This is a genomic window from Achromobacter sp. 1011791174 (assembly GCF_059760925.1).
Window position 1 is genome coordinate 97,412 of record NZ_JCBANH010000002.1, and the last position, 26,381, is coordinate 123,792.

At 70.3% G+C, this 26,381-nt stretch carries 26 protein-coding genes; 11 read left to right on the forward strand and 15 right to left on the reverse strand.

Annotation, left to right across the window (positions count from 1 at the left end; all coding sequences use genetic code 11):
• Window positions 1–2: 2 nt before the first annotated feature.
• The 3 genes from AC6LJ5_RS01515 to AC6LJ5_RS01525 form a co-directional block, all read right to left on the reverse strand.
• Window positions 3–947: a Bug family tripartite tricarboxylate transporter substrate binding protein gene (locus AC6LJ5_RS01515; RefSeq protein ID WP_498139647.1), complete on the reverse strand. Its 945-nt coding sequence runs from the start codon at window positions 945–947 to the stop codon at window positions 3–5.
• An 83-nt stretch (window positions 948–1,030) separates the two neighbouring features.
• Window positions 1,031–1,915 (reverse strand): SMP-30/gluconolactonase/LRE family protein, encoded by an 885-nt coding sequence (locus AC6LJ5_RS01520; protein ID WP_498139648.1) that lies wholly within the window; start codon window positions 1,913–1,915, stop codon window positions 1,031–1,033.
• A 29-nt stretch (window positions 1,916–1,944) separates the two neighbouring features.
• Window positions 1,945–2,676, reverse strand: a complete 732-nt coding sequence (locus AC6LJ5_RS01525; protein ID WP_392410221.1) for an RraA family protein — start codon at window positions 2,674–2,676, stop codon at window positions 1,945–1,947.
• A gap of 197 nt (window positions 2,677–2,873) precedes the next feature.
• On the opposite strand from AC6LJ5_RS01525, the gene AC6LJ5_RS01530 reads away from it, so the two are divergent.
• Entirely contained in the window at window positions 2,874–3,653 is a 780-nt protein-coding gene (locus tag AC6LJ5_RS01530; RefSeq protein ID WP_392410222.1) for an IclR family transcriptional regulator, read from the forward strand.
• 7 nt (window positions 3,654–3,660) lie between these two features.
• On the opposite strand, the gene AC6LJ5_RS01535 is transcribed toward AC6LJ5_RS01530, so the two are convergent.
• From AC6LJ5_RS01535 to AC6LJ5_RS01545, 3 genes are read right to left on the reverse strand one after another with little or no spacing between them, the layout of a single operon-like run.
• Complete coding sequence (locus tag AC6LJ5_RS01535; RefSeq protein ID WP_498139649.1) at window positions 3,661–5,172, reverse strand: AMP-binding protein; 1,512 nt, start codon at window positions 5,170–5,172, stop codon at window positions 3,661–3,663.
• Window positions 5,169–6,383, reverse strand: coding sequence for a thiolase family protein (locus tag AC6LJ5_RS01540; protein ID WP_498139650.1), 1,215 nt, complete (start codon window positions 6,381–6,383; stop codon window positions 5,169–5,171). Before AC6LJ5_RS01540 ends, AC6LJ5_RS01535 begins: the two co-directional genes overlap by 4 nt.
• Window positions 6,384–6,414: 31 nt before the next feature.
• Window positions 6,415–7,548, reverse strand: coding sequence for an ABC transporter substrate-binding protein (locus AC6LJ5_RS01545; RefSeq protein WP_103274802.1), 1,134 nt, complete (start codon window positions 7,546–7,548; stop codon window positions 6,415–6,417).
• A gap of 145 nt (window positions 7,549–7,693) precedes the next feature.
• Between AC6LJ5_RS01545 and AC6LJ5_RS01550 the strand changes: the two genes are divergently transcribed.
• Window positions 7,694–8,653, forward strand: coding sequence for a LysR substrate-binding domain-containing protein (locus AC6LJ5_RS01550; protein WP_103274801.1), 960 nt, complete (start codon window positions 7,694–7,696; stop codon window positions 8,651–8,653).
• Window positions 8,654–8,658: 5 nt separating this feature from the next.
• Here AC6LJ5_RS01550 and AC6LJ5_RS01555 read toward each other — a convergent pair whose 3' ends face one another.
• Window positions 8,659–9,576 carry a LysR family transcriptional regulator gene (locus AC6LJ5_RS01555; protein ID WP_498139651.1) on the reverse strand — a complete coding sequence of 306 codons (918 nt, stop codon included), beginning with the start codon at window positions 9,574–9,576 and terminating at the stop codon, window positions 8,659–8,661.
• A gap of 149 nt (window positions 9,577–9,725) precedes the next feature.
• Here AC6LJ5_RS01555 and AC6LJ5_RS01560 point away from each other — a divergent pair, with 149 nt between their 5' ends.
• A complete protein-coding gene (locus AC6LJ5_RS01560) occupies window positions 9,726–10,109 on the forward strand; it encodes a VOC family protein (protein ID WP_498139652.1) in 384 nt (127 codons plus the stop codon).
• Window positions 10,110–10,125: 16 nt separating this feature from the next.
• Here AC6LJ5_RS01560 and AC6LJ5_RS01565 read toward each other — a convergent pair whose 3' ends face one another.
• Window positions 10,126–10,638, reverse strand: a complete 513-nt coding sequence (locus AC6LJ5_RS01565; RefSeq protein ID WP_103274798.1) for a GNAT family N-acetyltransferase — start codon at window positions 10,636–10,638, stop codon at window positions 10,126–10,128.
• 238 nt (window positions 10,639–10,876) lie between these two features.
• Here AC6LJ5_RS01565 and AC6LJ5_RS01570 point away from each other — a divergent pair, with 238 nt between their 5' ends.
• Window positions 10,877–11,389 (forward strand): P-loop nucleotide/nucleoside kinase family protein, encoded by a 513-nt coding sequence (locus AC6LJ5_RS01570; protein WP_498139653.1) that lies wholly within the window; start codon window positions 10,877–10,879, stop codon window positions 11,387–11,389.
• Between the two features lie 39 nt (window positions 11,390–11,428).
• On the opposite strand, the gene AC6LJ5_RS01575 is transcribed toward AC6LJ5_RS01570, so the two are convergent.
• From AC6LJ5_RS01575 to fabG, 7 genes are all read right to left on the reverse strand, one after another.
• Complete coding sequence (locus AC6LJ5_RS01575; protein ID WP_498139654.1) at window positions 11,429–12,232, reverse strand: enoyl-CoA hydratase/isomerase family protein; 804 nt, start codon at window positions 12,230–12,232, stop codon at window positions 11,429–11,431.
• A 23-nt stretch (window positions 12,233–12,255) separates the two neighbouring features.
• Window positions 12,256–13,386 carry a CaiB/BaiF CoA transferase family protein gene (locus AC6LJ5_RS01580; RefSeq protein WP_103274795.1) on the reverse strand — a complete coding sequence of 377 codons (1,131 nt, stop codon included), beginning with the start codon at window positions 13,384–13,386 and terminating at the stop codon, window positions 12,256–12,258.
• Window positions 13,387–13,619: 233 nt separating this feature from the next.
• Window positions 13,620–14,357: an IclR family transcriptional regulator gene (locus AC6LJ5_RS01585; RefSeq protein ID WP_498139655.1), complete on the reverse strand. Its 738-nt coding sequence runs from the start codon at window positions 14,355–14,357 to the stop codon at window positions 13,620–13,622.
• A 49-nt stretch (window positions 14,358–14,406) separates the two neighbouring features.
• Complete coding sequence (locus AC6LJ5_RS01590) at window positions 14,407–15,561, reverse strand: acyl-CoA dehydrogenase family protein (protein ID WP_498139656.1); 1,155 nt, start codon at window positions 15,559–15,561, stop codon at window positions 14,407–14,409.
• 17 nt (window positions 15,562–15,578) lie between these two features.
• Entirely contained in the window at window positions 15,579–17,678 is a 2,100-nt protein-coding gene (locus tag AC6LJ5_RS01595) for an acetate--CoA ligase family protein (RefSeq protein WP_498139657.1), read from the reverse strand.
• Complete coding sequence (locus tag AC6LJ5_RS01600) at window positions 17,675–18,139, reverse strand: MaoC/PaaZ C-terminal domain-containing protein (protein WP_498139658.1); 465 nt, start codon at window positions 18,137–18,139, stop codon at window positions 17,675–17,677. Before AC6LJ5_RS01600 ends, AC6LJ5_RS01595 begins: the two co-directional genes overlap by 4 nt.
• Before the next feature lie 35 nt (window positions 18,140–18,174).
• Window positions 18,175–18,927 (reverse strand): 3-oxoacyl-ACP reductase FabG, encoded by a 753-nt coding sequence (gene fabG, locus AC6LJ5_RS01605; RefSeq protein WP_392410230.1) that lies wholly within the window; start codon window positions 18,925–18,927, stop codon window positions 18,175–18,177.
• A gap of 197 nt (window positions 18,928–19,124) precedes the next feature.
• Between fabG and AC6LJ5_RS01610 the strand changes: the two genes are divergently transcribed.
• The 7 genes from AC6LJ5_RS01610 to AC6LJ5_RS01640 are packed head-to-tail and all read left to right on the forward strand — an operon-like array spanning window position 19,125 to window position 26,331.
• The gene (locus AC6LJ5_RS01610) at window positions 19,125–20,090 is read left to right on the forward strand and encodes a tripartite tricarboxylate transporter substrate binding protein (protein ID WP_103274789.1); all 966 of its coding nucleotides are present in this window, start codon (window positions 19,125–19,127) and stop codon (window positions 20,088–20,090) included.
• A 41-nt stretch (window positions 20,091–20,131) separates the two neighbouring features.
• A complete protein-coding gene (locus AC6LJ5_RS01615) occupies window positions 20,132–21,115 on the forward strand; it encodes a Bug family tripartite tricarboxylate transporter substrate binding protein (RefSeq protein ID WP_103274788.1) in 984 nt (327 codons plus the stop codon).
• 52 nt (window positions 21,116–21,167) lie between these two features.
• Window positions 21,168–22,025 (forward strand): MaoC/PaaZ C-terminal domain-containing protein, encoded by an 858-nt coding sequence (locus AC6LJ5_RS01620; protein WP_392410234.1) that lies wholly within the window; start codon window positions 21,168–21,170, stop codon window positions 22,023–22,025.
• Entirely contained in the window at window positions 22,022–23,587 is a 1,566-nt protein-coding gene (locus AC6LJ5_RS01625) for an AMP-binding protein (protein ID WP_498139659.1), read from the forward strand. Before AC6LJ5_RS01620 ends, AC6LJ5_RS01625 begins: the two co-directional genes overlap by 4 nt.
• 16 nt (window positions 23,588–23,603) lie before the next feature.
• Window positions 23,604–24,743 carry an acyl-CoA dehydrogenase family protein gene (locus tag AC6LJ5_RS01630; protein WP_392410235.1) on the forward strand — a complete coding sequence of 380 codons (1,140 nt, stop codon included), beginning with the start codon at window positions 23,604–23,606 and terminating at the stop codon, window positions 24,741–24,743.
• 23 nt (window positions 24,744–24,766) lie between these two features.
• On the forward strand, window positions 24,767–25,918 hold the full coding sequence (locus AC6LJ5_RS01635) for an acetyl-CoA acetyltransferase (protein WP_103274785.1): 1,152 nt from the start codon (window positions 24,767–24,769) through the stop codon (window positions 25,916–25,918).
• Window positions 25,919–25,920: 2 nt separating this feature from the next.
• On the forward strand, window positions 25,921–26,331 hold the full coding sequence (locus AC6LJ5_RS01640) for a Zn-ribbon domain-containing OB-fold protein (RefSeq protein ID WP_103274784.1): 411 nt from the start codon (window positions 25,921–25,923) through the stop codon (window positions 26,329–26,331).
• The last annotated feature ends 50 nt before the right edge of the window (window positions 26,332–26,381 follow it).

Here is a 26,381-nt window from a genome sequence, read left to right on the forward strand (position 1 = left end):
GATCATTCCGTGCGGATGCCGGCCTGGCGGATCATGGGCACCCAGCGGTCCAGGTCGGCGTTGAGCTTGGCCCGGAACTCCGCCGCGCCCAGCGGGCCGGAGAGGCCGGCGTCGGCCAGCTTGCGCGCCAGCTCGGGCTTGGCGATGACCTTGGCGAACGCCTGTTCCAGCCGCTGGCGCGTGGCCAGCGGCGTGGCGGCCGGCGCCAGCGCGCCGTACCAGTTGCTCATTTGTAGCGCCGGCAGGCCGGCCTCCTGCGCGCTGGGCACGTCGGGCAGATAGGGCGAGCGCTGGGTGTCGTAGATGACGATGGCCTTGACGCGTCCGTCCTTCACATAGGGCTGCAGCACCGGCACGTCGGCATTGACCATGTCCACCCGACCGGCGATCAGGTCGATCAGCGCGGGCGCCGCGCCCCGGTAGGGCACATGGGTGGCCTTGGCGCCGGCGGCGATATTGAACAGCTCGCCGCCGATGTGCATGGTCGAGCCCACGCCGCTGGAGCCATAGCTCAGCGGCGCGCCGGACCTGGCCAGTTTCACCAGCTCGGCGGGCGTGGACACGCCCAGCGAGTTGCGCACCACCAGCAGGCTCTGGACCTGGCCGAACAGGTACAGCGGCGTCAGGTCCTTGCGCGGGTCATAGGGCAGGTGGGGCGTGGTGCCGGCGGACATGACGTAGCCCAGCGTCGCCACCAGCAGGGTCTGGCCGTCGGGCGCCGCCTTGGCGACGGCGTTGGCGCCGATGGTGCCGCCGGCGCCGCCCCGGTTCTCCACCACCACGGTCGCGCCCAGCTCGGCCGACAGGTCCGGCGCCACCAGCCGCGCCACCTGGTCGACCGGGCCGCCCGGCGCGAAGGGCACGACCAGCTTGACCACGCCTTCGGCGCGCGCCGGGCCGGCCATCAACAGGGCGGCGCAGAGCGCCGCGGCGAATATCCTCTGCATGTCAGTCTCCTCCTGTGCCGCTGGAGCGGCGACGATGGGGCGCGCGGTGGCCGCGTCTGGTCCCCGGGTGTGTGGCGGGCGCGTCAGCCCCGGTAGCGTGGTTCCGGCAGGCCTTTCACGCCCACGTTCAGCGCGAACAGGCCGCCGGCCAGCGGTTCCAGCGCCAGTTTTTCCGGCGTCAGCCGCTGCGAATGGCTGGTGATGTAGAGCGTGTCCAGGCCGGCGCCGCCGAAGGCGGGGCAGGTCGGGTTGGTGACTGGCAGCTGGATCACGCGGTCCACGCGGCCGTCCGGCGCCAGGCGCACCAGCTGGCCGGTGGCGACCATGCAGTTCCATACATAGCCGTCGGCGTCCACCGTGGCGCCATCGGGACGGCCGGGCTGATGGGTCCAGTCCTTGAAGACGCGCCGGTTCGAGATCGCGCCATCGTCCAGGTCGTAGTCGAAGACCCAGATCACCTGGTTGTGCGTGTCGGCGAAATACATGCTGCGGTCGTCGGGGCTCCAGGACAGCGCATTGGGCAGCACGAAGCCGTCGAGCATGGCATGGCAGCGATGGTCCGGGTCGAAGCGGTACAGCGTGCCGGCGGGCTCGCGCTTCTGGTCGAGCATGCTGCCGACCCAGAAGCGGCCGCGGCGGTCGCACTTGCCGTCGTTCAGGCGGTGGCCGGGCTTGTCGCTTTCGGGGTCGACGACGGCTTGCGGCGGCAGGCCGCTGGCGGGGTCGTAAAAGTACAGGCCGTGGTTGGTGGCCAGCACGAAGCCGCCGGCCTCGCGCAGCGCGATGGCGCCGACCAGCAGCGTTTCGGGCAGGCGCTGCGCCGTGTGGCGGCCGGTGGCGGGATCATAGGATTGCAGCGCGGGGCGGCGCACGTCGACCCACCACAGGCGCTGGCTGCGGTCACACCACAGGGGCACTTCGCCGAGGATGTCGGCGCTCTGGACTACGCATTGGATGTCGGGGTTCATGGCAGACGGGAACGGGTTGGAAATCGGGGCTACTTGTAGCGGGTGGCGGCCAGCGTGGCCAGGTCGACGCCGCGCGCGATGTCGGCCTTCTGGCGCGCGTCGCCGGCGTGCACGCGCTCGGCGGCTTCCAGCACCGCCAGCGCCTGGGCATGGGGTACGAAGACCACGCCGGCGTCGTCGGCCACGACCAGGTCGCCGGCCTGGACCGGCATACTCGCGATATGGACCGTGCCGTTGATCTCGGCCGTGCGCAGCCGCCACTTGCCGGTGATGGGCGTGGGGCCGCGCGACCAGATAGGGAAGCCCAGTTCGCGCGAGGCGTCAGGATCGCGGTGGCCGCCGTCGACGATGGCGCCGGCGCAGCCGCTGCGGCTGGCGACGGCGGCGGACTGGCCGCCCAGGTTCGACACGCCGGGCAGTCCTTCGATGACCACTACGTCGCCCGGCTCGGCGAGGTTGTAGGCTTCGTGCTCGCCCATCATGCCCTTGCCGCTGGCGGCGGCCGCGGCGACGCTGTCGGCGCGCGGCACGTTGCGCACCGTGACGGCCTGGCCGACCAGGCGGCGGCCGGGCAGCGTGGGCGCCAGCGCCGACGCCGGCACCGCGCCTTGGAGCCCGAGCTGGTCCAGCGCATCCGAGACGGCGCCGCTCAGGTCTTCCAGCGCGGCGTAGCGCCGCAGCAGGCCGGGGTCCAGGCGCGGCAGGGACAGCAGGCGTATGGCGTCGGGCGGCACGCGGCCGGTGAGGGGTTTGCTGGGCATGGGCATCCGGGAAGGGAAGCGCGCCGAAGCGCGGGGTGGCATGCGGGCGGGAGGGCCGGTTGGCCACTCCTTTTTTTCATGCTATCCCGGATACTGTGATATTGAACAAAATTTTAAATAGTAGGATTACGATCATTTAATGATCAATCCAGCTACACTGGCGCTTGCTCCCGATCCAGCCAGGAATCCGTCCCGCCATGTCTTCCAGCCTTGCCCGCGCCTTCGATGTCCTGGACCTCTTCACGCTGGAAACGCCCAGGCTGACCAGCGAGGAAGTCAGCGCGCGGCTGGGCTATTCGCGCTCGATGGCCTATCGCTACTTGAAGGAATTGTGCGACGCCGGCCTGCTGGTGCCGCAGTCCGGCGGCCAGTACGGGCTGGGGCCGCGCATCATCGAGCTGGAGCGCCTGGTGGCGCTGACCGATCCGCTCTACCTGGCCGGCCGCGCCGTGCTGAAAGGGCGGTCGCGCGAAGACAGCGCCTATCTGCTGCAGAACCTGTACGAGGACAAGGTGCTGTGCATCTATAAGGAAGGCCCGGACGTGCTGGAGCACGCCGGCCGGCGCACGGTGATCCTGCGCGCGCGCGGCCAACCGTTTCCGCTGTTCCAGGGCTCGGGCTCGCTGGCGCTGCTGGCCTTCCTGCCGCATCACCGGATCCGCCAGACCTATCTGCGCAGCGCGCAGGCCATCGCCGCGGCCGGGCTTGGCGAGGACTGGGCCGCCTTTCGGCGCGCGCTGGCGGCGATCCGCAAGGCGGGCTACGCCATCAGCCACGAGCAGATCGCGCCGGGGCTGGGCGGCGTGGCCGTGCCCATTCTGTTGCCTGACGATGGCGCGCTGGTGGGCAGCCTGGCCTGGAGCTTTCCGATCGAGCGCATGGCGCCCGACGCGGAGATCCGCTGGGCGCGCGAGCTGGCGCGGGTGGCGGCCGAGATCGCGCGCGAGTACGTGGCGCAGGCCGGGCGTCGCGCCTGAGGCGGAATCAGGCGCGGGCGCGCAGCGCCTTCTTGTCGACCTTGTTGGCGCTGGTGCAGGGCAGCGCGTCCAGGATCTCGATCACCGCCGGCACCTTGTAGCGCGCCAGGTTGGCCTGGCAATGCGCCAGCAGCGCCGCCTCGTCCGCGCTGGCGTCGGGCCGCAGCACCACGAAGGCGCGGATGACCTCGCCCCGGTAGCTGTCCGGCCAGCCCACGGCGGCGGCCTGCGCCACGTCCGCGTGCAGGTACAGGACTTCATCGACCTCGCGCGGATAGACGTTGTAGCCGCCGACGATCACCAGGTCCTTCTTGCGGTCGCGGATGTACAGGAAGCCATCCTCGGCGAATTCGCCGATGTCGCCGGTGTAGAGCCAGCCGTCGCGCAGCGATTCGGCGGTGGCCTCGGGGCGCGCCAGATAGCCTTGCATGATCTGCGGGCCGCGCGCGCGGATCTCGCCGCGCTGGCCGGGGAGCAGGGGTTTTGCGCCGGTCTCCAGGTCCACGACTTCGACCTCGGTGCCGGGCACGGGCCGGCCCACCGAGCCGGCGCGGCTGCCTTGCGGACCGTTGTAGGTCAGGATGGGGCCGGCCTCGGTCTGGCCATAGCCTTCATAGATCGGCGCGCCCACCGCGGCCTCCCAGCGCCGCAGCGTTTCCTCGGCCAGTGGCGCGGAGCCCGAATAGCAGACGCGCACGCTGGACCAGTCGGTCTGCGCGAAGCGCGCATGCGCCATCAGGCCGGCATAGATCGTCGGGCTGCCGGGGAACAGCGTGACGCGCTCGCGCGCCACGGCGTCGAACACATCGTCGGGCCGGTAGCGCGGCAGCACCACCAGCGTGGCGGCGGCGCTGGCCGCCAGGAACAGCCCCATCGCCATGCCGTAGGAATGGAACAGCGGCATGGCGCAGAGCACCGTCTCGGCGCCGTGGCGCGTGGGCAGCACGGCTTCGCGCTGGAACACATTGGTGGCGATGGCGGCCCGGCTCAGGATGACGCCTTTGGGCTGGCCGGTGGTGCCGCCGGTGTATTGCAGCAGCGCCGGCGCGTCCGCGTCGCCGGCCGGCGCGGCCGCCGGCGTTTCGTCGGATGGAATCGTCCAGGCGCGCGCCGCCGCGCCATCGAGCAGGCGGATGCCTTGCGCGGCGGCCAGCGGCGCGGCCAGGGCGGACGAGGCCTCGTCGGCGATCAGCAGCGCGGGTTGGGCGTCGCGCAGGATGAAATCCAGTTCGCGCGCGGTATAGAGCGGATTGAGCGGCACGTGCTGGCAGCCGGCCATTTGCAATGCCAGCGTCAGCACGCAGGCCAGGTCGGAGTTGCCTAGCAGGGTGGCCACGCGCGCGCCCGGCGGCAGCGCCTGTCGCAGGCGTCGCGCCGCCGCGCGCACCTCGGCCGCGTAGCGGCGGTAGTCGATGCGGCGTTCGCCGCAGACCAGGGCCGTGCGGTCGGGCCAGTCGGCGGCGGCGCGCTCCAGCAGTTCCGGGATCAGCGCGATGCGCGCGGGCAGGACGCCGTTCATGGCTGGCCTCCGGCCGCGTCCACGCGTAGCGCCACCGCCATCGCGCTGTCGCCGGCGGCGCAGCCGGTGAACAGGCCCAGCCCGCCGCCGCGCTGCGCCAGTTCCTCGATCAGTTCGATGACCGAGCGCAGGCCGGTCGGCGCCTGCGGATGGCCCCAGACCAGCGAGCAGCCGTAGTTGTTCATCTCCATGACGTCCAGGCCGGTGGCGCGGGCCAGCGCGATGTCGGACACCACGAAGGGGTTGTGCGTCTTGACCGCGTGCAGGTCGGCGGGCTTGAGCCCGGCCCGGTCCAGCGCGCGCCGGGCGGCCTCGATGGGGGCCTGCGGCATGTAGCCGGTTTCCGTGCGCGACTGGCCGAAGGCCAGCACCTCGACGCCGATCTCGGGCCGACGCGACAGTTCGCGCGCGCGCGCCGCCGTGGTCATCAGCATGCCGGCGTTGCCGTCCGCCGGATGGGTCTGGCCGCCATAGGTGATGCTGCCGTCCGGCAGCACCGGCGTCAGCCGCGCCAGGCCCTCGGCGGTGGTGGCGTGGATGCCCTCGTCGCCCTGCAGCGTGCCCACGGTCTTGGCGAAGGCGGCATCGGGCAGCTCGAAGGGCAGGGTCATGTAGCGCCGCTGGAACGCGCGCTCGTCGGCGCAGGCCTGCGCGTATTGCTCGTAGCGGCGCAGGGTGACGGCGTTCTGTTCGGCCGTGGAGATGCCGTGGCGCCGCGCCACGCGCTCGCCGGTCTGCAACATGGCCAGCCCGCTCCAGGGATCCTTGGAGAAGTTGTCCAGCACCCAGTTCTCATGCACGCCCGAGCCGCCCGGCCCGGCGGGGTCGGGATGGTAGAGCTGCGGCCCGTTGGAGACCCGGTCGGCCATCAGCACCAGCGCGGTCGAGGCCTGGCCCAGCATGATGTCGGCGGCCGCCGTGGCCATGCCGCGCACGGACGTGGCGCAGGCCTGCGCGACCACCGGGCCGGCCAGATGGGGGGCGCCCATCATGCCGGCCACCCAGGGCAGGCCGTAGAAGGCGCCTTGCTGGGGCACCGAATAGCCGAGCACGGCGGCGTCCAGCCCGGCGGGATCGATGCCACGCCGCGCCAGTTCGCGGGCCGCGGTCCAGGCGGCCAGGCGCAGGCTGTGCAGCCGCGACAGGCTGCCCTGCCAGCGGGCGAAAGGGGTGCTCCAGTACACGCCATAGGGAATATGGACGCCAGTCATGCGGACTCCTGCGTTGCGAGGGTGGGGCGGGTCAGGGCAGGAAATGCCAGGCGCCGGAACGGGCCTGCATCAGCACGACGCCGCGCTCGTCCAGGCCGTTGTGGTTGGCGGGCGACATGCTGTAGATGCCCTGCGTGCCGACGACGCCGTTCAGGCCTTCCAGGGCGTCGCGCAGCGCCTGCCGGAAGGCCGGGGTGCCGGGTTGCACGTCGGCGGGCACCTTGGCCACGGCGGCGTCCAGCAGCAGGTACGCGTCGTAGGTATAGGGCGCGAAGGCGTTGCGCGAATCGGCGCCGTTGGCCGCTTCATACTGCTGCGCGTAGCGCATGGCCACCGGCTTGATGGGGCTGTCGGCGGGCAGCTGCTCCACCACCTGCACCGGGCCGCTGGGCACAATCACGCCATCCACGCCCTTGCCGCCGAGCTTGAGGAAGTCGCGGTTGATCACGCCGTGGGTGTTGTATTGCACGCCGCCGTAGCCGCGCTCGCGCAGCGACAGGTGCGGCAGCGCGCCGGGCGTGCCCGAGCCGCCGACCAGCACCGCGTCGGGATTCATCGAGGTGATCTTGAGTATCTGGGCGGTGACGGAATTGTCGGTGCGCGCATAGCGTTCATTGCTCAGCACCTTGATGCCGCGCTTGGCGGCGGCGTCCTGCAAGGCGCGGTAGACGGCGTCGCCCCAGGCATCCGAGAAGCCGATGTAGGCCACCGTCTTGACGTTGCGCCGCGCCATGTCGGCGGTCAGCGACTCGACCATGAGGTCGATGCCGTGGGCGATCACGAAGATCCAGGCGGCGCGGTCGGGGTTGACGGTGATGGGCGCCAGCGACAGCTGCGGCGTCCGCGCCTCGCGGGCCACTTCCGTCACGGCCAGCGAGGTCGGCACGTTGCTGGGCCCGATGATGGCGTCGACCTTGTTCTCGGTCACCAGCTTGCGCGCGGTGCGCACGGCGGCCGACGGATCGGTCGCGTCGTCCAGCGCGATGTATTCCACGGCGCGGCCGCCCAGCGTCTTGGGCAGCAGGGGCACGGTGCTGCGGTACAGCGAGCCCATCGAGGCGCCCGGCCCGGTGCTGCTGGCGATGACGCCGATGCGGATGTCGGCCAGGGCGGCGCCCGGCGCGAGCGCGCAGGCCAGCGCCAGCGCGGCGATACGACGATACATGGCAATTCCCCTTGTTGATGCGTTCATTGTTGGTGGCCGTGGACGCGGCAAGGCGCCCCGCACAAGCCCTAGTATGGCCATGCGCCCGATAACTGGATAATTGCATTTCATGATCAATCGATAACCGGATGGCGCAGGACCGACCATGTCGCAGATTCCCACCTTGCAGCAGCTGCGCTCGCGTCTGCGCATCCGCCATCTGGTGTTGCTGGACGAGCTGGGCCGCAGCCTGAACATGCATCGCGCGGCCGAGGCCATGCACCTGAGCCAGCCGGCGCTGAGCAAGCTGCTGGCCGAGGCCGAGGAACTGGCCGGGCAGACGCTGTTCGAGCGCTCGCACCACGGCGTGACGCCGACGCCGCTGGGCCTGATGATGATCGGCCGCGCGCGGCTGCTGCTCAACGAGCTGGACGCGACCCACGCCGAGCTGACGGCGGCGGCCAGCGGCGCGTCGGGCAAGGTGCGCGTGGGCGTGTTTCCGGTGGTGGCCCATCTGCTGGCGCCCCTGACCGTGGAGCGCCTGCAGGCCTCGCATCCGGATCTGCGGATCGAACTGCGCGAAGGGCTGGAGCAGCAGCTGCTGCCCGCCCTGCGCGCGGGTGAGCTGGATTGCATCGTCGGGCGGCTGGTGGTGGAGGGCGCGGACGCCGACCTGCAATGCGAGATCCTGTACGAAGAGGCCACCGCGGCGGTCTGCGGCCCCTCGCATCCGCTGGCGACCCGCAGCCGGCTGGGCGGCGCCGAGCTGGACCGCTACCGCTGGGTGCTGCCGTCGCGCAACGCCGCGCTTTACAGCCTGGTGGCCAGCGCCGTCGCGGCGCGCGGCGCGGGCTTTCCGCAGGTCGCGGTGGAATCGGGCGCCATCCTCACCATCGTGTCGCTGTTGCAGCGCACGCCGCTGTTGTCGGCCATGCCGCTGCGGGTGGCGCGCTCGCTGGCCGCGCGCGGCCAGCTGGCGATCCTGCCGCTGGCCTTGCAGGCCAAGCTGCATCCGGTGGGCATCATGACGCGGCGCCAGGCGCGCGCCGCGGCCGCGACCGAACTTTTTCTACAGACGCTGCGCGCGGCGGCGCAAGTGGTGCGCGATGAGGCGCCGCTCGGCTAGCGGCCTCAGGCGTCGGCGCCGTCGCGCAGATGCCGCAGCAGTAGCGCGGCCGAGGCCGACAGGGGCCGTTCGGCGCTGGCGGCGATCAGCAGCTGGCGCTCGGCCCAGCCTTCCTCCAGCCGCAAGGCCGTCAAGCCCCACGGCCCCAGCCGCCGCTCGCAGGCGCCCAGCGGCAATACGCCGATGCCCAGCCCGGCGGCGATCATCTCGCACATGGCGTCGAAGCTGCGCACCTGGATGCGCAGGCGCAGCGGCAGGCCGGCGTCCTGCGCCGCGCGCGCGAGGGTGTCCAGCAGCGAGCTGCCCCGGTTCAGGCCGACGAAGTCATAGGCCAGGCAGCGCCTGAAATCGGTGACGTCGCGCGCGGCCAGCGCATGGTCCGCCGGCGCCACCACCACCAGCCGGTCGCGGCGAAAAGGCGTGAGATCCAGGCCGCGCCCGGGCACGCCGGCGGCGCAGATGCCCAGGTCGGCCAGGCCGTCCTGCACCGCTCGCGCGATGTCGCCGCTCAGTTGTTCCTCGACCTCCACGCGCGTGCCGGGGCTGCGCGCCATGAAGTCGGCCAGCGTCGCCGGCAGGAACTGCACCAGCGCGGACATATTGGCCCACAGCCGCACATGACCGCGCGCGCCGCTGGCGTGTTCGCTGAGTTCGTTGCTGAAGAGTTCAAAGCCCTGGAACAGGCGCGCCGCGTGCTGCAGCGCCAGGCGGCCGGCGGCGGTCAGGACCACGCCCCGCGCGCTGCGTTCGAGCAGCTGCGCGCCGGCGGCGGCCTCGAAATCCGACAGGCGCCGGCTGGCCGCCGACAGGGCCAGGTGGCAGTGGCGCGCGCCCTGGGTGATGCTGCCGCTCTGCGCCACGGCGCAGAACAGACGCAGGGTCACGAAGTCCACGCGCGCGGGGTTGATCAGGTCCTGGGGCATGCGGCAGTGTAGCAGCGGGCGGGGGAGCAGCGTTCGCATTGTGCGAAGGCAATATGCCGGGCCGGCAATTCCCATATGGGGTGAACGCGGTATAGAGTCCCTGGTATTCGCAAAACAGGGAAGCCCGGACCATCCGGGCGGAGCGCGCCATGATCGACCACCTGGACCATCTGGTCCTGACCACCACCGATGAACAAGCCTGCGTGGACTTCTATGTGGGCCTGCTGGGCATGAAGCTGGAGACCTTCGGGCAGGGCCGCAAGGCCTTCGTGTTCGGCCAGCAGAAGATCAACCTGCATGTGAAGGGCAGCGAGTTCGAGCCCAAGGCGCACCTGCCGGTGCCGGGCGCGCTGGACCTGTGCTTCATCTGCGCCGTACCGCTGGACGAGGTGATCGCGCGGGTGCGGGCGAGCGGGGCGCGGATCGTGGAAGGGCCGGTGCCGCGCACGGGCGCCTGCTATCCGATCCGTTCCATCTATCTGCGGGATCCGGACCTGAACCTGATCGAATTGTCGGAGCGCGCGCCGGCCTGAACTCGGCCGTCACGCGTTACAGCGGATGGACGTAGCGCCGCGCCCGGGCGCGAATGCCGGCGATCTCGTCGTCTTCCACGCCGGAAAGCGTCCAGCCCTGGCGTTCGTAGAACGCGATGGCGCGCGTGTTGCCCTCCAGCGCGTAGAGATGGATCTGGCGGGCGCCGCGCGCACGCGCCCAGTCCAGCGCGCGCCGCATCAGCAGCTTGCCGGCGCCGGTTCCCTGCCAGGGCGCCAGCACGTGCAGGTTGTCCAGCAGCACGCCCCAGGGTGAATCCGGATCATCCTTGACGCAGACGAAGCCGATGGGCCGGCCATCCAGTTCGGCGATGAAGATCGCCTGCGCGCCTTGTTCGGGGCCGGCGATCTTGTGCTGCCAGTGGACCAGGCGGTCCTGCACGACCTCCTGGTCCAGGAAGCCGTCGGGCAGCAGTCCGCGATAGGTCCTGGCCCAGCTGTCGGCGTGCATGGCGGCGATCAGGTCGGCGTCGCGCGCATCGGCCTGGCGCAAGATCGGCGAGTCGGACATGGAATTCCTGGCGTGGGGCGCGCCGGCGGGAGAGGCGGCGCGCGTTTGACAAGGGGGCGGCGCAGCGGGCAAGCTTACACCCATGATGCCGCGCCGGTTCGTTCCCGCTTCGATTATTCCCGCCATTCCGACCTTGGCGGGCTAGCGCGCATCCATCCCTCGTGCAAGCAACCCGCCGCAAGGCGGGTTTCGCATTTCATGGGCCCGTCTTCCGGTTTATTCCACTCAAGGAGTTTCCATGACAGACCCGCAATCGCAACCGTCCGCGCCCATGCTGCATTTCCTGTGCGGCAAGATCGGCGCCGGCAAATCCACGCTGGCCGCCGCGCTCGCCAGCCAGCCCGGCGCGCTGCGGATCAGCGAGGGCGACTGGCTGGCGGCGCTGTACCCCGGCGAGATCCACGGCCTGGATGACTACGTGCGCTGCGCCGGCCGGCTGCGCGCGGTCGTCGCGCCGCATGTGCGGGCGCTGCTGGACGCGGGTCTGACCGTGGTGCTGGACTTTCCCGCCAACACGCGGCGCAGCCGTGCATGGCTGCGCGAGCTGGCGGCGGCGTCGGGGCGCGCGCACCGGCTGCATTTCCTGGATGTGCCGGACGAGGTCTGCAAGGCGCGCCTGCGCGCGCGCAACGAATCCGGCCTGCATCCGTACACGACCAGCGAGGAACAGTACGACGCCATCACGTCATACTTCGCGGCGCCCGAGGACGATGAAGGCTTCGTGGTGCTGCGACACGGCTGGACGGCGTAGCGCGGGGCGCGCCGCCGGCGTTCAGGACAGCGGCCATTTTCAAGACCTTGGCCACTGATAGCGCGGCGCCTGTTTGGCTAGGAAGCGTCCGACGGCCTCGCGGTGGTAGGGCGACGAGCGCGCCACGCCCTGGCCCGAGGCTTCCAGCTCCAGCATGGTGTGCAGGTCGCTGTTCAGCGAGGCGTTCAGGCCGCGCTTGGTGGTGGACAGCGCGCCGGCCGGCAGCCCGGCCATGGCGAGCGCGATCTGGCGCGCATGCGCGTCGATGCGTTCCGGCGGCAGGATGTCGAGCACGATGCCCATGTCGCGCGCTTCTTCGGCATTGAATTCCCGGGCCGAGTACGCCAGTTCCTTGGCGCGCTGCAAGCCGACGATGCGGGGCAGGGTGTAGAGCGTGCCGCAGTCCGGGATCGCGCCCAGGCGCAGGAAGGACAGGCAGAAGCGCGCGCGCGGCGTGGCCAGCACCAGGTCGGCGGTCAGCGCCAGGCCCAGGCCGGCGCCGTAGGCGGCGCCGTCGACCTTGGCGATGACCGGCCGGTCCAGCGTGATCAGGGCCTCGACGGTGAACAGCAGCCGGACCATGCGTTCGCGCGCATGCTCGGCGGACGGATCGGCGTCCATGGTGCCGATGTCGCCGCCGGCGCAGAACGCGCCGCCCGCGCCGCCCAGGATCACGACCCGCACCTCGCGGTCGCGCCGGATCGCGTCCACGGCATGGGCCAGTTCTTCGCGCATCACCATGTCCAGCGCGTTGCGTTGCGCGGGTCGGTTGAGCGTGATCGTGGCGACTCCGTCCTCGCACGTATGCAGCAGGGTCTGATAGGGCTGGGTGATGGCGGACATGGCTGCGTCTCCGGGTGGCGGGTTCAGGCGATGGCGCCGCGTTCGCGCAGGGCCTGGATGTCGGACGGCGACCAGCCCAGGCCGGACAGCAGTTCCTCGGTGTGCTGGCCGGGCTGCGGAATCGGCCGCGCCTGCCCAGGCGTGCGCGACAGCCGGGGCGCAGGCGCCGGGTGGCGGATGCCGTCGGTCTCGACGAAGCTGGCGCGCGCGCGGTGTTGCGGATGGTCCGGGGCCTCTTCGAAATCGAGCACCGGGGCGAAGCAGGCGTCGCTGCCTTCGAGCAGCGCGCACCATTCGTCGCGGGTCTTGCCGGCGATGAGCGTCGCCAGCCTGGCCCGCAGCGCGGGCCACTGGGCGCGGTCCCATTGCCGCTGGAATTCCGGGTCGTCGATGCCGCAGCGTTCCAGCAGCAGGCGGTAGAACTGCGGCTCGATCGCGCCGATCGACACATATTTGCCGTCGGCGCAGGCATAGCAGCCGTAGAAGTGCGCGCCGCCGTCCAGCATGTTGGCTTGCCGGCGGTTGACCCAGTCGCCGTCGCGAAGCTTGCCGTGATAGGTGGTGGCCAGCAGCGAGGCGCCGTCGCAGATCGCCGCGTCCACCACCTGGCCCTGGCCGCTGCGGCCGGCCTCCAGCAGGGCGCACAACAGGCCGAAGGCCAGCATCATCGCGCCGCCGCCCATGTCGCCGACCAGGTGCAGCGGCGGGGCGGGCGGCCGGTCGGCCTCGCCCATGGCGTGCAGCGCGCCGGTGAGGGCGATGTAGTTCAGGTCATGGCCGGCGGCCTGGGCCAGCGGCCCATCCTGGCCCCAGCCCGTCATGCGGCCATAGACCAGCCGGCGATTGCGCGCCAGGCAGACGTCCGGCCCCAGGCCCAGCCGTTCCATCACGCCCGGCCGGAATCCCTCGATCAGCGCGTCGGCGCCGTCCAGCAGCCGCAGCACCACGTCGACGGCGCCGGGCTGCTTGAGATCCAGCGCGATGCTGCGCCGACCCCGATCCACCACGGTGCCACCGCCGCCCAGGAACCCCGGCGTCAGCCGATCGACCCGGATCACATCCGCGCCCATGTCCGCCAGCATCATCGCGCAGAACGGCCCCGGGCCGATCCCCGCCATCTCCACGATAGTGAAACCACTCAAAGGACCCGCCATCCACCCTCTCCCAAAGACTGCCAGTCCAACCGCCGCCAAGCCACAGCACCAAACCACAGCACCAAACCACAGCACCAAACCACAGCACCAAACCACAGCGCCAAACCAAAGCGCCACAGCACCACAGCCACCCACCAAGCCGCCGCCCCCCAATCGGGATGCCGCGGATCCGGCTCCGCCGGTCCGCAGGCATGCCCCTTGGGGGGAGGCGCGCAGCGCCTCGGGGGGGCCCTCTATTTTTCGAAGAATTCCGCCCGAGCCTCCAGCGCGACCTTGACGTACTGCTCCATATTGGCGTCCATCCGATGGGTCGGGCCGACGATGGACAGGGCCGTCAGCTGGCCGCCCACGCGGCCGGCGATGCCGATGGCCGAGACGCCCTCGTTGCCCTCGTCGCGGCTGGTGAAGTACTGCTTCTCGCGCTGCGCCTCGATCTGCGCGCGCAGCGTGGCGGCATCGGCGATGCTGCTGGCGGTCACGTGCTCGAACTGCATGGTGTCGATGAGCACGTTGCGCTCGGCCTCGTCCATCTCGCCCAGCAGCGCCTTGCCCAGCGCGGCCACGTGCAGCGCGAAGGTGGTGCCGGGCTGCACCACGTAGCGCAGCGCGCGCGGGCTTTCCTGGCTGGCGTAGATCTTGACCTTGTTGCCGTCGAGCAGGCCGCACATCGACGATTCGCCCGACTGCCGCGTCAGGATCTCCAGCGCCTCGCCGGCGAAGGCCTGCAGCGGATCGGCCGCCGCGATGCCCTGGGCCACATCGAGCAGCCGTCCGGTGGGATGGAAATAGCGCGACTTGGGCGTGCGCAGCAGATAGCCGGCCTGGCGCAGCGTGTACAGCAGGTCGGAGCAACTGCTGTCGGCCAGGTCCAGCATGCGAGCCATTTCGGAATTCGTCAGCGGGCGGCGTTCGCGGGCATAGACTTCGAAGACTTGCAGGACGCGTTGGGCGGTCGGAATGATTTGAGGCATGGGGCGGGACGGTGGGTGTTGGAACCGGCCGCGAGGCCGGCGCTAGCGATCATTTCAGCGCGGACAGGCCCAGGACGCTTTGCGCCATCAACAGGGACTGGATCTGGTTGGTGCCTTCGGCGATGCTCAGGTGGCGGGCGTCGCGGTAATGGCGCTCGACCGGGAACAGCGTGGTGTAGCCGGCGCCGCCATGCACCTGCATGGCGGTCTCGGCCACGCGCAGCACGGCGTCGGTGGCGTGGCGCTTGGCCATGGAGCACAGCAGCTGGCTGTCCGCCGCGTCGCGGTCCAGCGCGTCGGCGGCGCGATAGCACAGCAGGCGCGAGGTCTCGACCAGCGTCATCATGTCGGCGATCATCTGCTGCACCAGCTGGAAGCCGCCGATGGGCCGTCCGAACTGGACCCGTTCGCCGGCGTATTTTACCGCCGCGTCATAGGCGGCCTGGGCGATGCCCAGGGCAGAGAAGGCCACCACGCAGCGGCCGATATTGAGGTATTTCTTGGCCAGGGCGAAGCCCTTGCCTTCGGTGCCGACCAGGTGCGAGGCGGGGATGTCCACGTCCTCGAACAGCAGTTCGCCCAATGGACAGCTCAGCATGCCCATCTTGGGGATCGGGCTGGACGAAAAGCCGGCCATGCCGCGCTCGAACAGCAGGCAGGACACGCCTTGCGCGCCGTCACGGCGCCGCGTCCGTACGAACACCACGCCCAGCTCGCAGACCGGCCCCAGGCTGATATAGAGCTTGCGGCCGTTGACGCGCCAGCCGGTGGCGGTTTCGTCGGCGCGGGTTTCGATATTCGCGGCGTCCGAGCCGATGTTGGGCTCGCTCAGCGCGAAGCTGGCGATGGCTTCGCCGGACAGGATGCGCGGCAGGTATTTTTCCTTGAGTTCGGGCGAGCCGCCGTCGGTCAGCACCGACGCGGCCAGGTTGCTGGTGCTGACGATGCTGCGCAGGGCGGGCCAGACGCGCGCCACCTCGGCGATCAGCATGCCGTAGGTCGTGGCCGGCAGGCCGTAGCCGCCGTCCCGTTCCGGCAGCATGCCGCCCAGCAGGCCGAAGTCGCGCATGGCGCGCAGCATCTCCTGCGGCACCATGCGGCCCTCGGCCTCGTAGCGGTCGACGATGGGCGCGACTTCCGCGTTCAGGTAGCGGCGCAGCGAATCCAGCAATTCGGTCTGGGTGGAATCCAGTGAGAAGTCCATGTTGTTCCCGGTAGTGGTCAGTCGGCCCGCGCCTCGCCCAGGAAGGCGAGCAGCGCGTCCAGCGGCACCGCGCCCTGTCCGGCGGCGCCGACCCAGACGGGGTTGAGTTCCAGTTCAGCCAGCGTGTCGCGATGTTGCCAGGCGAAGTCGGACACCTGCAGGATCAGCGCCTCCAGCGCGGCGAAATCGGCGGGCGCCTGGCCGCGCACGCCGTCCAGGATCTCGACATGGCGGATCTCGCGCGTCAGCGCGCGCGCATCCTCGGGCGAGAGCGGGATCATGCGGTGCGCCACGTCGCGCAGGGTCTCGACATAGATGCCGCCCAGGCCGAAAGTCATCACCAGGCCGAAGGCCGCGTCGCGGTGCACACCGATCAGGACCTCGCGCCCGCCCGGCGGCAGCATGCGCTCGACCAGCAAGCCGTCGATGCGGGCGTCGGGGCGGTGGCGCGTCACGGCCTCGTGGATGGCGGCATGGGCCTGGCGCGCCGCGTCTTCCGAGGCGATGCCCAGCCTGACGCCGCCGGCCTCGGTCTTGTGCAGGATCTGCGCGCTGACCACTTTCATGACCACGGGAAAGCCCAGCGCGGCGGCGTGGGCGGCGGCCTCGTCGGCGCTGCGCGCGATCCGTCCGGCGGGCATGGGCAGGCCGGCGTCGCGCAGCATCGCCTTGGCGTCGGCTTCGCTGAGCGCGCGCGCGTCGCTGGCCGCCGGGGGCAGGGCGGCGGGGGGCGCCGGCTCGGCTTTCCAGGCGATGGCGCGGGACAGGGCGGCGATGGCGTCCGACAGCGACAGGAAGGGCAGCAGGCCCGCCCGTTCCATCACGGAGTAGCCGTCGCTCAGCCGGCGGCTCATCCAGACCGGCACGATCAGGGTGTCCGTCCGCGAGGCCACCGAGACGATGGATGCGGCCATCGCGTCCGTGATGGCGCCATAGTCCATCGGAATCGGATACAGCACCGTGCCGACCGAGGGATCGGCGCACAGGATGCGCAGGCATTCGGCCGAGACTTCCGGATTGCGCAGGATGTCGGCGGTGGTGTCCACCGGATTGCCGATGCTGGCGAAATCCGGCAGCAGCGCGGCCAGGGCGGCTTGCGTGGCGGGCGCCAGTCCGGCCATCGGCAGGCGCGCCGCGCCGGCCAGGTCGGCGGCCAGCGCGGCGGTGCCGCCTGAAAACGTGTAGATGCAAAGGCCGTTTCCGCTCTTGGCCGAGGCGCGCGTCAGCAGTTGCGATACGGCCAGGAGCTGGTCCAGGTCGTCGACCTCGATGGCGCCGAACTGCCGGAACACCGCGCTATTGACGGCGGCCGTGCCCGCCACCGAGGCGGTATGCGACTGGGCCGCGCGCACGCCGGCCTCGGAGCGGCCGACCTTCAGCACAACCACGGGCTTGCCGCGCTCGCGCGCCAGCTGCAGGGCGGCGGTCAGGCGGCGGCCGTCCTTCACGCCTTCCATCAGCAGCGCGATCACGCGGATCCGGGGATCGGCCGCCATGTGGGCGACGAAATCGGGAATCTCCAGGTCGACCTCGTTGCCGGCGGAGAACCACAGCCCCACGCCTTCGCCATGGGACAGGCCTTGCAGCAGGTTGCGGCCCAGCCCGCCGCCCTGCGTGGCCAGGCCGATGCCGCCGCTGTTCAGGTCGTCCTTGAAGGCGGGCGAGAAGGTCATGCCGATGCGGTCGCGCACGTTCACGAAGCCGGGGCAGTTCGGTCCGTAGACGTGCAGGCCGGTGGCGCGGCACAGCTCTGCGATCTCGCGTTCCAGGCGCCGGCCTTCTTCGCCGGCCTCGGAGAAGCCGGAGGTCATGACGACGGCATAGGGAATGCCGCGCCGCACGCACTGCTTGAGCGTGTCCAGCACGCGCGCGGCGTTGACCATCACCAGCGCGACGTCGATGTCGCCTGCCGGCAGGTTGCTGATCGAGGGCCAGCAGCGGCGTCCGCCGATTTCCTCGTAGGCCGGGTTGACCGGATAGACCTCGCCCGGCGCCGCGGAATGCAGCGCCAGGTTCTCGTACAGCCGGCGTCCCTGGCTGGATTCGCGCGGCGACGCGCCGACCACGGCGATGCCGCGCGGGTTGATGAAGCGGGTCAGGTCCGCGAAGGGTTTCATGCCTGGCTCTCCATGGGCCGCATCAGCATGGCGAAATCGGCTTGCGCCACGACTTCGCCGCGTTGGTTGATGGCTTCGCGCCGGAATACCACCTTGTCCTTGCCGGGGCGGTGGTTGGCGGTCCTTTCGGCCACCGTTACGCGCACGAAGATCGTATCGCCGATGAAGGTCGGCTTCGGAAAGCGGCAATGCAGATCGATCAACGCCAGCACATTGGGCTCCAGGCGGCGGTAGCCGCCGGACTGGGTGGTCAGGCCGGACAGCACCGACAGCACCAGCAGACCGTGGGCGATGCGCTGCCCGAAGGGCGTGCCCTTGGCGTATTCGTGGTCGACGTGCAGCCGGTTGAAATCGCCCGACAGGCAGGCGAAGCCGACGATGTCGCTCTCGGTGATGGTGCGGCCGGCGGACTCGAACACATGGCCGACGTCCAGCGGGCCGCAGGCATGGGCTTCAGGCATGAGTGGCTCCGGGGGCGATGGCGGGAACGAGGGCGTCACGAGGCATAGCGGCCGCCGGTCACGTGCAGCAGTTCGCCGGTGATGAACGAGGCGCGCTCCGAGGCCAGGAAGGCGACCGCGTCGGCGATGTCCTCGACCACGCCCAGGCGCTGGACCGGCTGGCGCGCCAGCGCGTTGGCGCGCAGCATGTCGTAGGTGGACAGGCCGCGAACCAGCGGCGTTTCGATCAGGCCCGGGGCGATGGCGTTGGCGGTGATGTTGAACTTGCCCTGCTCCAGCGCCAGCGCGCGGGTGAAGCCGATCAGGCCGGCCTTGGCGGCGGAGTAGTTGGTCTGGCCGGGGTTGCCCCAGTGCGCGCGCGAGGCGATGTTGATCACGCGGCCCCACTTTCTTTCCATCATGGAGGGCAGGGCCGCCCGGGTGCAGTGGTAGGCGCCTTTCAGGATGGTGTCGACCACGGCGTCCCAGTCCGCTTCCGGCATCTTGAGCAGATACTTGTCGCGGGTGAAGCCGGCGTTGTTGACCAGGATGTCGATGCCGCCGTAGGCGCGCGCTGCCTCGTCGGCCATGGCACGCACCTGGCCGTCGTCGCAGACGTCCAGCACGGCGCCGATGGCCTCGAAGCCGGCTTCCTTCAAGCCGGCGACAGCCTGGCGCACGGAGTCGGGGTCGATGTCGGTGATCACGATGCGCGCGCCTTCGCGCGCCAGCGCCAGGGCCGAGGCGTAGCCGATGCCGCGGCCGGATCCGGTGATGACGGCGACTTTGCCGGTGAGCTGCAAATCCATGTTTCGGTTCCCTTTTCCTGGCCGCGCGGCGGGCTGGCCGCCTCGGCGTCCGCTGTGTTAATCATACGAGATGCCGAATCAATATACACACCACCGTAAAAATTGACAATTAAATCCGATGTGCGGGTATAGTGTTTGGCATGTCGGATAAATAAGCAGCGCCCGGCATGCCTTCCATCCTCTCAGGAGATCCACTCATGGCAATGTTGAAGGGACTGTTGGCCGCCGTGCTGAGCCTGGCCGCGACGGGCGCGGCCAGCGGCGCCGGCGCCTATCCGGACAAGCCGGTGCGCCTGTACGTCGGCTTCGCGCCGGGCGGCGCCACCGACCTGCTGGCCCGGCTGTACGCCAAGAAGCTCGGCGAGAAGTTCAACCAGACGTTCATCGTGGAGAACCGGCCCGGCGCCGGCGGCAATATCGCCGTCCAGGCCCTGGCGCAGGCGCCGGCCGACGGCTACACGATCGCGATGGCGGCGAACTACGTGGCCGCCAACGCGGCGATGCAACGCAACCCCTATGACTGGGAGCGCGACCTGATGCCGATCGGCATGGTGGCGTCGACGCCGAACATCCTGGTGGTGCCGGCGGCCTCGCGGCTGAACGGCGTGGCCGATCTGGTCCGCGAGGCCCGCAAGTCGCCCGGCAAGCTGACCTTCGGCTCGGCCGGCATGGGGTCTTCCATCCATCTGGCGGGCGAGCTGTTCAAGGTGATGGCTGGCGTGGACATGACCCACGTGCCCTACAAGGGCGTGTCGCCGGCCGAGGTGGATCTGGTCTCGGGCACCGTCGACATGATGTTCGGCAGCGTTTCCACGGCCATTCCGCTGGTGCAGTCGGGCAAGCTCAAGGCGCTGGCCGTGACCGGGCGCGAACGGATGAAGGCCATGCCGGACCTGCCCACCATCGAGGAGGGCGGGCTGAAAGGCTATGACGTGGAAGCCGTCTATTTCCTGGCGGCGCCGGCGCGCATCCCGCAACCGGTCCTGAAGACGCTGACCGAGGCGGTCGCGCAGATCAACCGCGAACCCGATGTGCGCGAATTCATGGACCGCATTTATGCGCGTCCGCTGACGGGCGGCCCGGACGAGGCCAGGGCCTTCCTGGCGGCGGAAGAGCGCAAGTGGCGGGACGTGGTGCAGGCCACCGGACTGACCGTGAACTGAGCGCGGCCGGACCACAAGAAAAAAACACAGGAGACTCCACCATGAACGTATCCAGACGCGCCGCGCTGGCGCTGCTGGCCGGCCTGACGGCCGGCCTTGCCCTGCCGCCATCCGCCCAGGCGGCCGGCGACTACCCCAACAAGCCGCTGCGGCTGATCGCGCCCAGCTCGCCGGGCGGCATCCTCGACATCACCAGCCGCGTGGTCGGCAAGAAGCTGTCCGAGCTGCTCAAGCAACCGGTCGTGGTCGAGAACGTGGCCGGCGCCGCCGGCATCCTGGGCATGCAGAGCATGTTGCGGGCCGAGCCGGACGGCTACACGCTCATCATGGGCAGCAGCGGACCGAACGCGGTCAATTACACGCTCTACGACAAGCTGCCTTACCGCATGGAGGATTTCGCGCCGGTGGCGCGCGTCATCACCATGCCGAACGCGCTGGTGGTCAACGCCAGCTCGCCGGTCAAGACGCTGGCGGACTTCCGCGCCCATGCCAAGGACAAGCCCGGCGGCCTGTCGATGGCGGTGTCCATGATCGGCACCTCGGGCCACCTGGGCGGCGAACTGCTGAAGAACCGCCTCGGCATCGCCGCCGTCACCGTGCCGTACAAGGGCGCGGCGCCCGCCACCAACGACCTGCTTGCCGGACAGGTCGATTTCACGGTGGAGAACGTCATCACCGTGGCGCCGCTGGTCAAGGCGGGCCGGTTGCGCGCGCTGGCCGTGACCACGCGCGAGCGCAGCCAGATCCTGCCCGACGTGCCGACACTGGCCGAGCAGGGCTATCCGGACATCGACGTCGGCGCCTGGCTGGGCGTGCTGGTCTCGGCCAAGACCCCGCCGGCCGTGGTCGCCCGCCTGAACGAAGCGCTGAACGCCGCGCTGGCCGACCCGGACGTGAAGCAGCAGCTGGCGCAGCAGGGCGGCATTGTCCAGGGCGGCACGCCGGCCGAGTTCGACGGCTTCATCCGCTCGGAAAAGGTCCGCTGGGAAAAGATCATCAAGGCCGCCGGCATCAAGGCGGAGTGACGGCGGGGCGGGCGGCGTTCCGGCGCCGGCCCGCGACGCACAAGGAGAGGCAATGGCTATCGACTATCAACGCCTGCGGGCATGGACGTTCGACGACCGCGTCGACCGCTACACCGCGCGCGACTGCATGATCTATGCGCTGGGACTGGGTTATGGCGGCGATCCGCTGGACGAAGCCGAGCTGCGCTACGTGCATGAACAGGACACGGCGGTGGCGCCCACCTTCCTGGCCACGGTGGGCGCGCCCAACGGCTGGGCGGCCGATCCGGCCACCGGCATCGACTGGCTGCGCATCCTGCACGGCGAGCACCGCATGGCGTTCCATGCCCCCTTGCCCGCGCAGGCCGAGGTGCGCAGCCGGACCCGCGTCACGCGCGTGGTCGACAAGGGCGCCGGCAAGGGCGCGCTGGTGGTCACGGCGCGCGAGATTTCCGACGCCGGCAGCGGCCAGCCGCTGGCCACCGTCGAGCACGTGTCGTTCTGCCGCGCCGATGGCGGCTTCGGCGCGGGCGACGAACCGCCGCCGGCGCTGCCGGCACCGCCGGAGCGCGCGCCCGACGAGTCCGTGCTGCTGCCCACGCTGCCGCAGCAGGCGCTGCTGTACCGGCTGAATGGCGACCTCAACCCGGTGCACGCCGTGCCGCGCATGGCGCGCGAGGCGGGCTTCGACCGGCCCATCCTGCATGGGCTGTGCACCTATGGCATGGCCGGCCGCGCGCTGGCGCGGGCCTGCGGCCAGGGCGGCAAGCGCCTGGCCAGCATCGCCACGCGCTTTTCCGCGCCGTTCTTTCCCGGCGAAACGCTGCGCGTGGACATTTGGCGCGATGGCGGGCGGCTGCAGTTCCGCGCCTGGGCGCAGGAGCGCGGCGTGGCGGTGCTGAACAACGGCGTGGCGGAGCTGGCGGCATGAACGAGGAAACCCGCAACATCCCGCCGATCGTGGCCTACGCCCGCCAGATGCCGGACCGCGTCGCCTACCGCATGCTGCCCTCGGGCGCGACCGTGACCTGGCGCGAGCTGGAGCAGCGCAGCCGGCGCTGCGCGGCCGCGCTGCTGGCGGCGGGCCTGCGCACGGGCGACGTGGTCGCGGTCTTCCTGGAAAACCATCCGCGCTACTTTGAGCTGCTGTGGGCGGCGCATCGCATCGGTCTGTACTACACGACCATCAGCCGCCACCTCAAGCGCGAAGAGGCGCAGTACATCATCGCGGACTGCGATGCGCGCGTGCTGTTCCATTCCAGCCATACCCAGGCCGAACTCGATCCGGCCCGGCTGGACGCGGCGGGCGTGATCCGGATCTCGATGGACGGCGCGGCGGCGGGCGCGGCGGACTACGAAGACTGGCTGGCGCGTCAGCCCGAGGACGTGTCGCTGCCGGACACGCCCGAGGGCACGGATTTCCTGTATTCCTCCGGCACCACCGGCCTGCCCAAGGGCATCAAGCGCCCATTGGCGCAGGCCAACCGCTATTTCCGCGTCGGCGAGGCGCCCAGCAGCGCCTGGAAGGCCTTCGGCCCGGACACGGTCTACCTGTCCACCGCGCCGTTCTACCATGCCGCGCCGGTGCGCTGGAACATGGCCGTGCTGCGCGCCGGCGGCAGCTGCGTGATGCTGGAGAAGTTCGACGCCGCCGCCGCGCTGGCGGCGATCGCCGTGCACCGGGTCACGCATTCGCAATGGGTGCCGACCATGTTCATCCGGCTGCTGCGCCTGCCGGACGAGGAACGCGCGCGCCATGACCTGTCCTCGCTGCGCTACGCGGTGCACGCGGCCGCGCCGTGCCCGGCCGAGGTCAAGCAGGCCATGATCCGCTGGTGGGGGCCGATCCTGTACGAGTACTACAGCGGCACCGAGCTGGTCGGGCGCACCTCGCTGGGCTCCGAGGAATGGCTGGCGCATCCCGGCTCGGTGGGCCGGCCCGAGTTCGGCCGGGTGCATATCGTCAGCGAGGACGGCGAGCGGGAACTGCCGCCGGGGCAGCCGGGCGTCATCTATTTCTCGGGCGGCGGCGCCTTCGAATACCACAAGGATCCGGCCAAGACGCGCAAGGCCTACAACGCGCGCGGCTGGGCCACCTATGGCGACATCGGCTACCTGGACGCGGACGGCTATCTGTACCTGACGGACCGGCTGTCCAACATGATCGTGTCGGGCGGCGTGAACATCTATCCGCAGGAAGCCGAGAACCTGCTGTGCACGCATCCGGCCGTGGCCGACGTGGCCGTGATCGGCGTGCCGGACGCCGAGTTCGGCGAGGCGGTCAAGGCCGTGGTGCAACTGCGCGACCCGTCGGACGCGGGCCCGGCGCTGGCGCAGGCGCTGATCGACTATTGCCGCGCCCGCCTGTCTCCCATCAAGTGCCCCAAGAGCGTGGACTTCTCCGCGGACATGCCGCGCACCGAGACCGGCAAGCTGCTCAAGCGGCTGGTCAAGCAGCGCTATTGGCCGGCCGGGGAGGGCATCGCCCGATGACAAGCAAGGAACACGCATGAATCCGAAACGCACGCTGTTCGCGCCCGAGCACGAGCTGTACCGCGACATGGTCGCCCGTTTCATCGCCGAGCGGATCACGCCGCACCATGAGCAATGGGAGCATGAGGGCATGGTGCCGCGCGAGCTGTGGCGCCAGGCCGGCCAGGCCGGCCTGCTGCTGCCCAGCACGCCGGAATCGTATGGCGGCGGCGGGGGCGATTTCCTGCACACGCTGGCCGTGGTGGAGGAGATCGCCCGCGCGCTGGCCACTGGCGTGACAGGCTTCACCACCCATTCCGATATCGTGGCGCCGTACCTGCTCAATTTCGGCACCGAGGACCAGAAGCTGCGGCATCTGCCGGCCATGGCGCGCGGCGACACGGTGGCCTCGCTGGCGATCACGGAGCCCGGCGCGGGCAGCGACGTCAAGGCCATCCGCAGCACGGCGGCCCGCGTCGACGGCGGCTATCTGCTCAACGGCCAGAAGACCTTCATCACCAACGGCTTTCACGCCGACCGCGTGCTGGTGGCGGCCAAGACCGATCCGGCGGCCGGCGCGCGCGGCATCAGCCTGTTCTGGGTGGACGCGGCCACGCCGGGCTTCACGCGCGGCCGGCTGCTGGACAAGGTCGGCCAGCGCGCCCAGGACACCGCCGAGCTGTTCTTCCAGGACGTGCTGGTGCCCGACGCGGACCTGCTGGGCGAGCCGGGGCAGGGCTTCGGCTACATGATGAAGGAGCTGGCGCGCGAACGGCTGATGATCGCCGCGCGCTGCGCCATGGCGCTGGAAAGCGCGCTGCAATGGACGGTGGACTACGCCAGGCAGCGCCAGGCGTTCGGCAAGGCGCTGCTCGACAACCAGTACATCCGCTTCAAGCTGGCCGATATCAAGACGCTGGCCGCCGCCACCCGCGCATTCGTCGACGGCTGCGTGCGCCAGTACCTGGACGGCGAGCTGGACGCGGCCGGCGCGGCCATGGCCAAGCTGTGGGCGGCCGAGGCCACCCGCGCCATCGACGATCTGCTGCAGTTCCACGGCGGCTACGGCTACATGCGCGAATACCCGATCGGCAGGGCGTACACGGACGTCCGGCCGAACCGCATCTACGGGGGAGCCTCGGAGATCATGCGCGAGCTGATCGCCCGGACGCTCTGAGTACAACAGGCTGAGGACCATCCATGAAATCTTCCAAACCGGTCGCCATCGTCGGCGCCGCCGAATCGGACCTGGGCAAGGTGCCCGGCATGACGTCGCTGGACCTGCAGGCGCAGGCGGCGGCCCGCGCGCTGCGCGACGCGGGCCTGGCGCTCAAGGACGTGGACGGGGTGTTCGCCCATGTCGACGACAAGTTCGCCGGCCTGCAGCTGGCCGAATACCTGGGCATCCGTCCGCGCTACGTCGATTCGACCAGCGTCGGCGGCATGTCCAACGTCATGCACGTGCGCCACGCGATGGCGGCGATCCAGGCGGGCATGTGCGAGGTGGCGTTGGTGGCCTACGGCAGCACCCAGCTGTCGGACGGCTCGCGCAAGGTCGGCGGCGCGCCCGAGGACATGCGCATGCCGCGCGGGCAATTCATCACCCCCTATGGCCAGCTCAGTCCCATTGGCTACTACGCGATGGTGGCGCAGCTGCACATGCAGCGCTACGGCACCACCCATCGCGACCTGGCGGAAGTGGCGGTGGCGGCGCGCAGATGGGCGCAGCTCAATCCCCATGCCTACCGGCGCGAGGACACGTCGATCGACGAGGTGATGGCCTCGCGCCTGATCGCGGACCCGCTGCGCCAGCGCGACTGCTGCCTGGTGACCGATGCCGGCGGCGCCTTCATCCTGACCACGGCCGAGCGCGCCCGCTCGCTGCGCCGCCCGCCGGTGCATGTGCTGGGCATCGCCGAGTCCTTTTCGCATCACTACACGCCGTTCAATACTTCCGACTGGCTCGACACCAACGTGGCGGCGACGGCGGACGCGGCGCTGGCGATGGCCGGCGTCACGCGCCAGGACATCGACGTGGTGCAGATCTATGACCACTTCACCATCGGCGTGATTCAGTCGCTGGAAGAACTGGGCTTCTGCAAGCGCGGCGAGGGTGGCGCATTCGTGGCCGGCGGCCGGCTGGCGCCGGGCGGGGACTTTCCCATCAACACCTCGGGCGGCGGCCTGTCCTACAACCATCCCGGGCAGTTCGGCATGCTGCTGCTGCTCGAAGCGGTGCACCAGCTGCGCAAGGAATGCGGCGAGCGGCAACTGCCCAAGGCCGAGCTGGCGCTGGTGCACGCGCCCGGCCTGGTGTTTTCCTGCAATACCACCCTGATTCTCGGAGCCTGACCATGGAAACCGTGCAACGTCCGCTGCCGCAACCCACCCGCATCACCCAGCCGTATTGGGACGCGGCCAGGGAGGGCCGCCTGGTGATCCAGCAGTGCGCCCATTGCAAGGCGCGCCAGTTCTTCCCGCGCGAATTCTGCACGGCCTGCCTGTCGGCAGACCTGGACTGGATCGAATGCAGCGGCAAGGGCGCCGTGTACACCTACACCATCAACCGGCGCGGCGCCGGCGCGGCCTTCGGCGAGCGGGTGCCCTACGTGGTCGCGGCGATCGACCTGGACGAGGGCGTGCGCATGATGGCCAACATCGTCGACAGCCCGCCGGAGGCGGTGCGCATCGGCAGCCGCGTGCGGGTCTGCTTCGAGCGGGTGTCGGACGATATCGCGCTGCCGCAATTCACCTTGGACGGCTGAGCCGGATCGGGTGCGCGGCTGCTATGATTGCCGCCCCAATTCACCGGGGG

Coding starts and splice junctions, on each gene's coding strand:
- AC6LJ5_RS01580 (WP_103274795.1), bottom strand. CDS start 13,386: ATGGCGGGTCCTTTGAGTGGTTTCACTATCGTGGAGATGGCGGGGATC.
- AC6LJ5_RS01610 (WP_103274789.1), top strand. CDS start 19,125: ATGGCAATGTTGAAGGGACTGTTGGCCGCCGTGCTGAGCCTGGCCGCG.
- AC6LJ5_RS01635 (WP_103274785.1), top strand. CDS start 24,767: ATGAAATCTTCCAAACCGGTCGCCATCGTCGGCGCCGCCGAATCGGAC.
- AC6LJ5_RS01595 (WP_498139657.1), bottom strand. CDS start 17,678: ATGAAACCCTTCGCGGACCTGACCCGCTTCATCAACCCGCGCGGCATC.
- AC6LJ5_RS01560 (WP_498139652.1), top strand. CDS start 9,726: ATGATCGACCACCTGGACCATCTGGTCCTGACCACCACCGATGAACAA.
- AC6LJ5_RS01565 (WP_103274798.1), bottom strand. CDS start 10,638: ATGTCCGACTCGCCGATCTTGCGCCAGGCCGATGCGCGCGACGCCGAC.
- AC6LJ5_RS01555 (WP_498139651.1), bottom strand. CDS start 9,576: ATGCCCCAGGACCTGATCAACCCCGCGCGCGTGGACTTCGTGACCCTG.
- AC6LJ5_RS01515 (WP_498139647.1), bottom strand. CDS start 947: ATGCAGAGGATATTCGCCGCGGCGCTCTGCGCCGCCCTGTTGATGGCC.
- AC6LJ5_RS01530 (WP_392410222.1), top strand. CDS start 2,874: ATGTCTTCCAGCCTTGCCCGCGCCTTCGATGTCCTGGACCTCTTCACG.
- AC6LJ5_RS01620 (WP_392410234.1), top strand. CDS start 21,168: ATGGCTATCGACTATCAACGCCTGCGGGCATGGACGTTCGACGACCGC.
- AC6LJ5_RS01575 (WP_498139654.1), bottom strand. CDS start 12,232: ATGTCCGCCATCACCCAGCCCTATCAGACCCTGCTGCATACGTGCGAG.
- AC6LJ5_RS01520 (WP_498139648.1), bottom strand. CDS start 1,915: ATGAACCCCGACATCCAATGCGTAGTCCAGAGCGCCGACATCCTCGGC.
- AC6LJ5_RS01570 (WP_498139653.1), top strand. CDS start 10,877: ATGACAGACCCGCAATCGCAACCGTCCGCGCCCATGCTGCATTTCCTG.
- AC6LJ5_RS01550 (WP_103274801.1), top strand. CDS start 7,694: ATGTCGCAGATTCCCACCTTGCAGCAGCTGCGCTCGCGTCTGCGCATC.
- AC6LJ5_RS01525 (WP_392410221.1), bottom strand. CDS start 2,676: ATGCCCAGCAAACCCCTCACCGGCCGCGTGCCGCCCGACGCCATACGC.
- AC6LJ5_RS01540 (WP_498139650.1), bottom strand. CDS start 6,383: ATGACTGGCGTCCATATTCCCTATGGCGTGTACTGGAGCACCCCTTTC.
- AC6LJ5_RS01545 (WP_103274802.1), bottom strand. CDS start 7,548: ATGTATCGTCGTATCGCCGCGCTGGCGCTGGCCTGCGCGCTCGCGCCG.
- AC6LJ5_RS01535 (WP_498139649.1), bottom strand. CDS start 5,172: ATGAACGGCGTCCTGCCCGCGCGCATCGCGCTGATCCCGGAACTGCTG.
- AC6LJ5_RS01615 (WP_103274788.1), top strand. CDS start 20,132: ATGAACGTATCCAGACGCGCCGCGCTGGCGCTGCTGGCCGGCCTGACG.
- AC6LJ5_RS01630 (WP_392410235.1), top strand. CDS start 23,604: ATGAATCCGAAACGCACGCTGTTCGCGCCCGAGCACGAGCTGTACCGC.
- AC6LJ5_RS01640 (WP_103274784.1), top strand. CDS start 25,921: ATGGAAACCGTGCAACGTCCGCTGCCGCAACCCACCCGCATCACCCAG.
- fabG (WP_392410230.1), bottom strand. CDS start 18,927: ATGGATTTGCAGCTCACCGGCAAAGTCGCCGTCATCACCGGATCCGGC.
- AC6LJ5_RS01590 (WP_498139656.1), bottom strand. CDS start 15,561: ATGGACTTCTCACTGGATTCCACCCAGACCGAATTGCTGGATTCGCTG.
- AC6LJ5_RS01625 (WP_498139659.1), top strand. CDS start 22,022: ATGAACGAGGAAACCCGCAACATCCCGCCGATCGTGGCCTACGCCCGC.
- AC6LJ5_RS01585 (WP_498139655.1), bottom strand. CDS start 14,357: ATGCCTCAAATCATTCCGACCGCCCAACGCGTCCTGCAAGTCTTCGAA.
- AC6LJ5_RS01600 (WP_498139658.1), bottom strand. CDS start 18,139: ATGCCTGAAGCCCATGCCTGCGGCCCGCTGGACGTCGGCCATGTGTTC.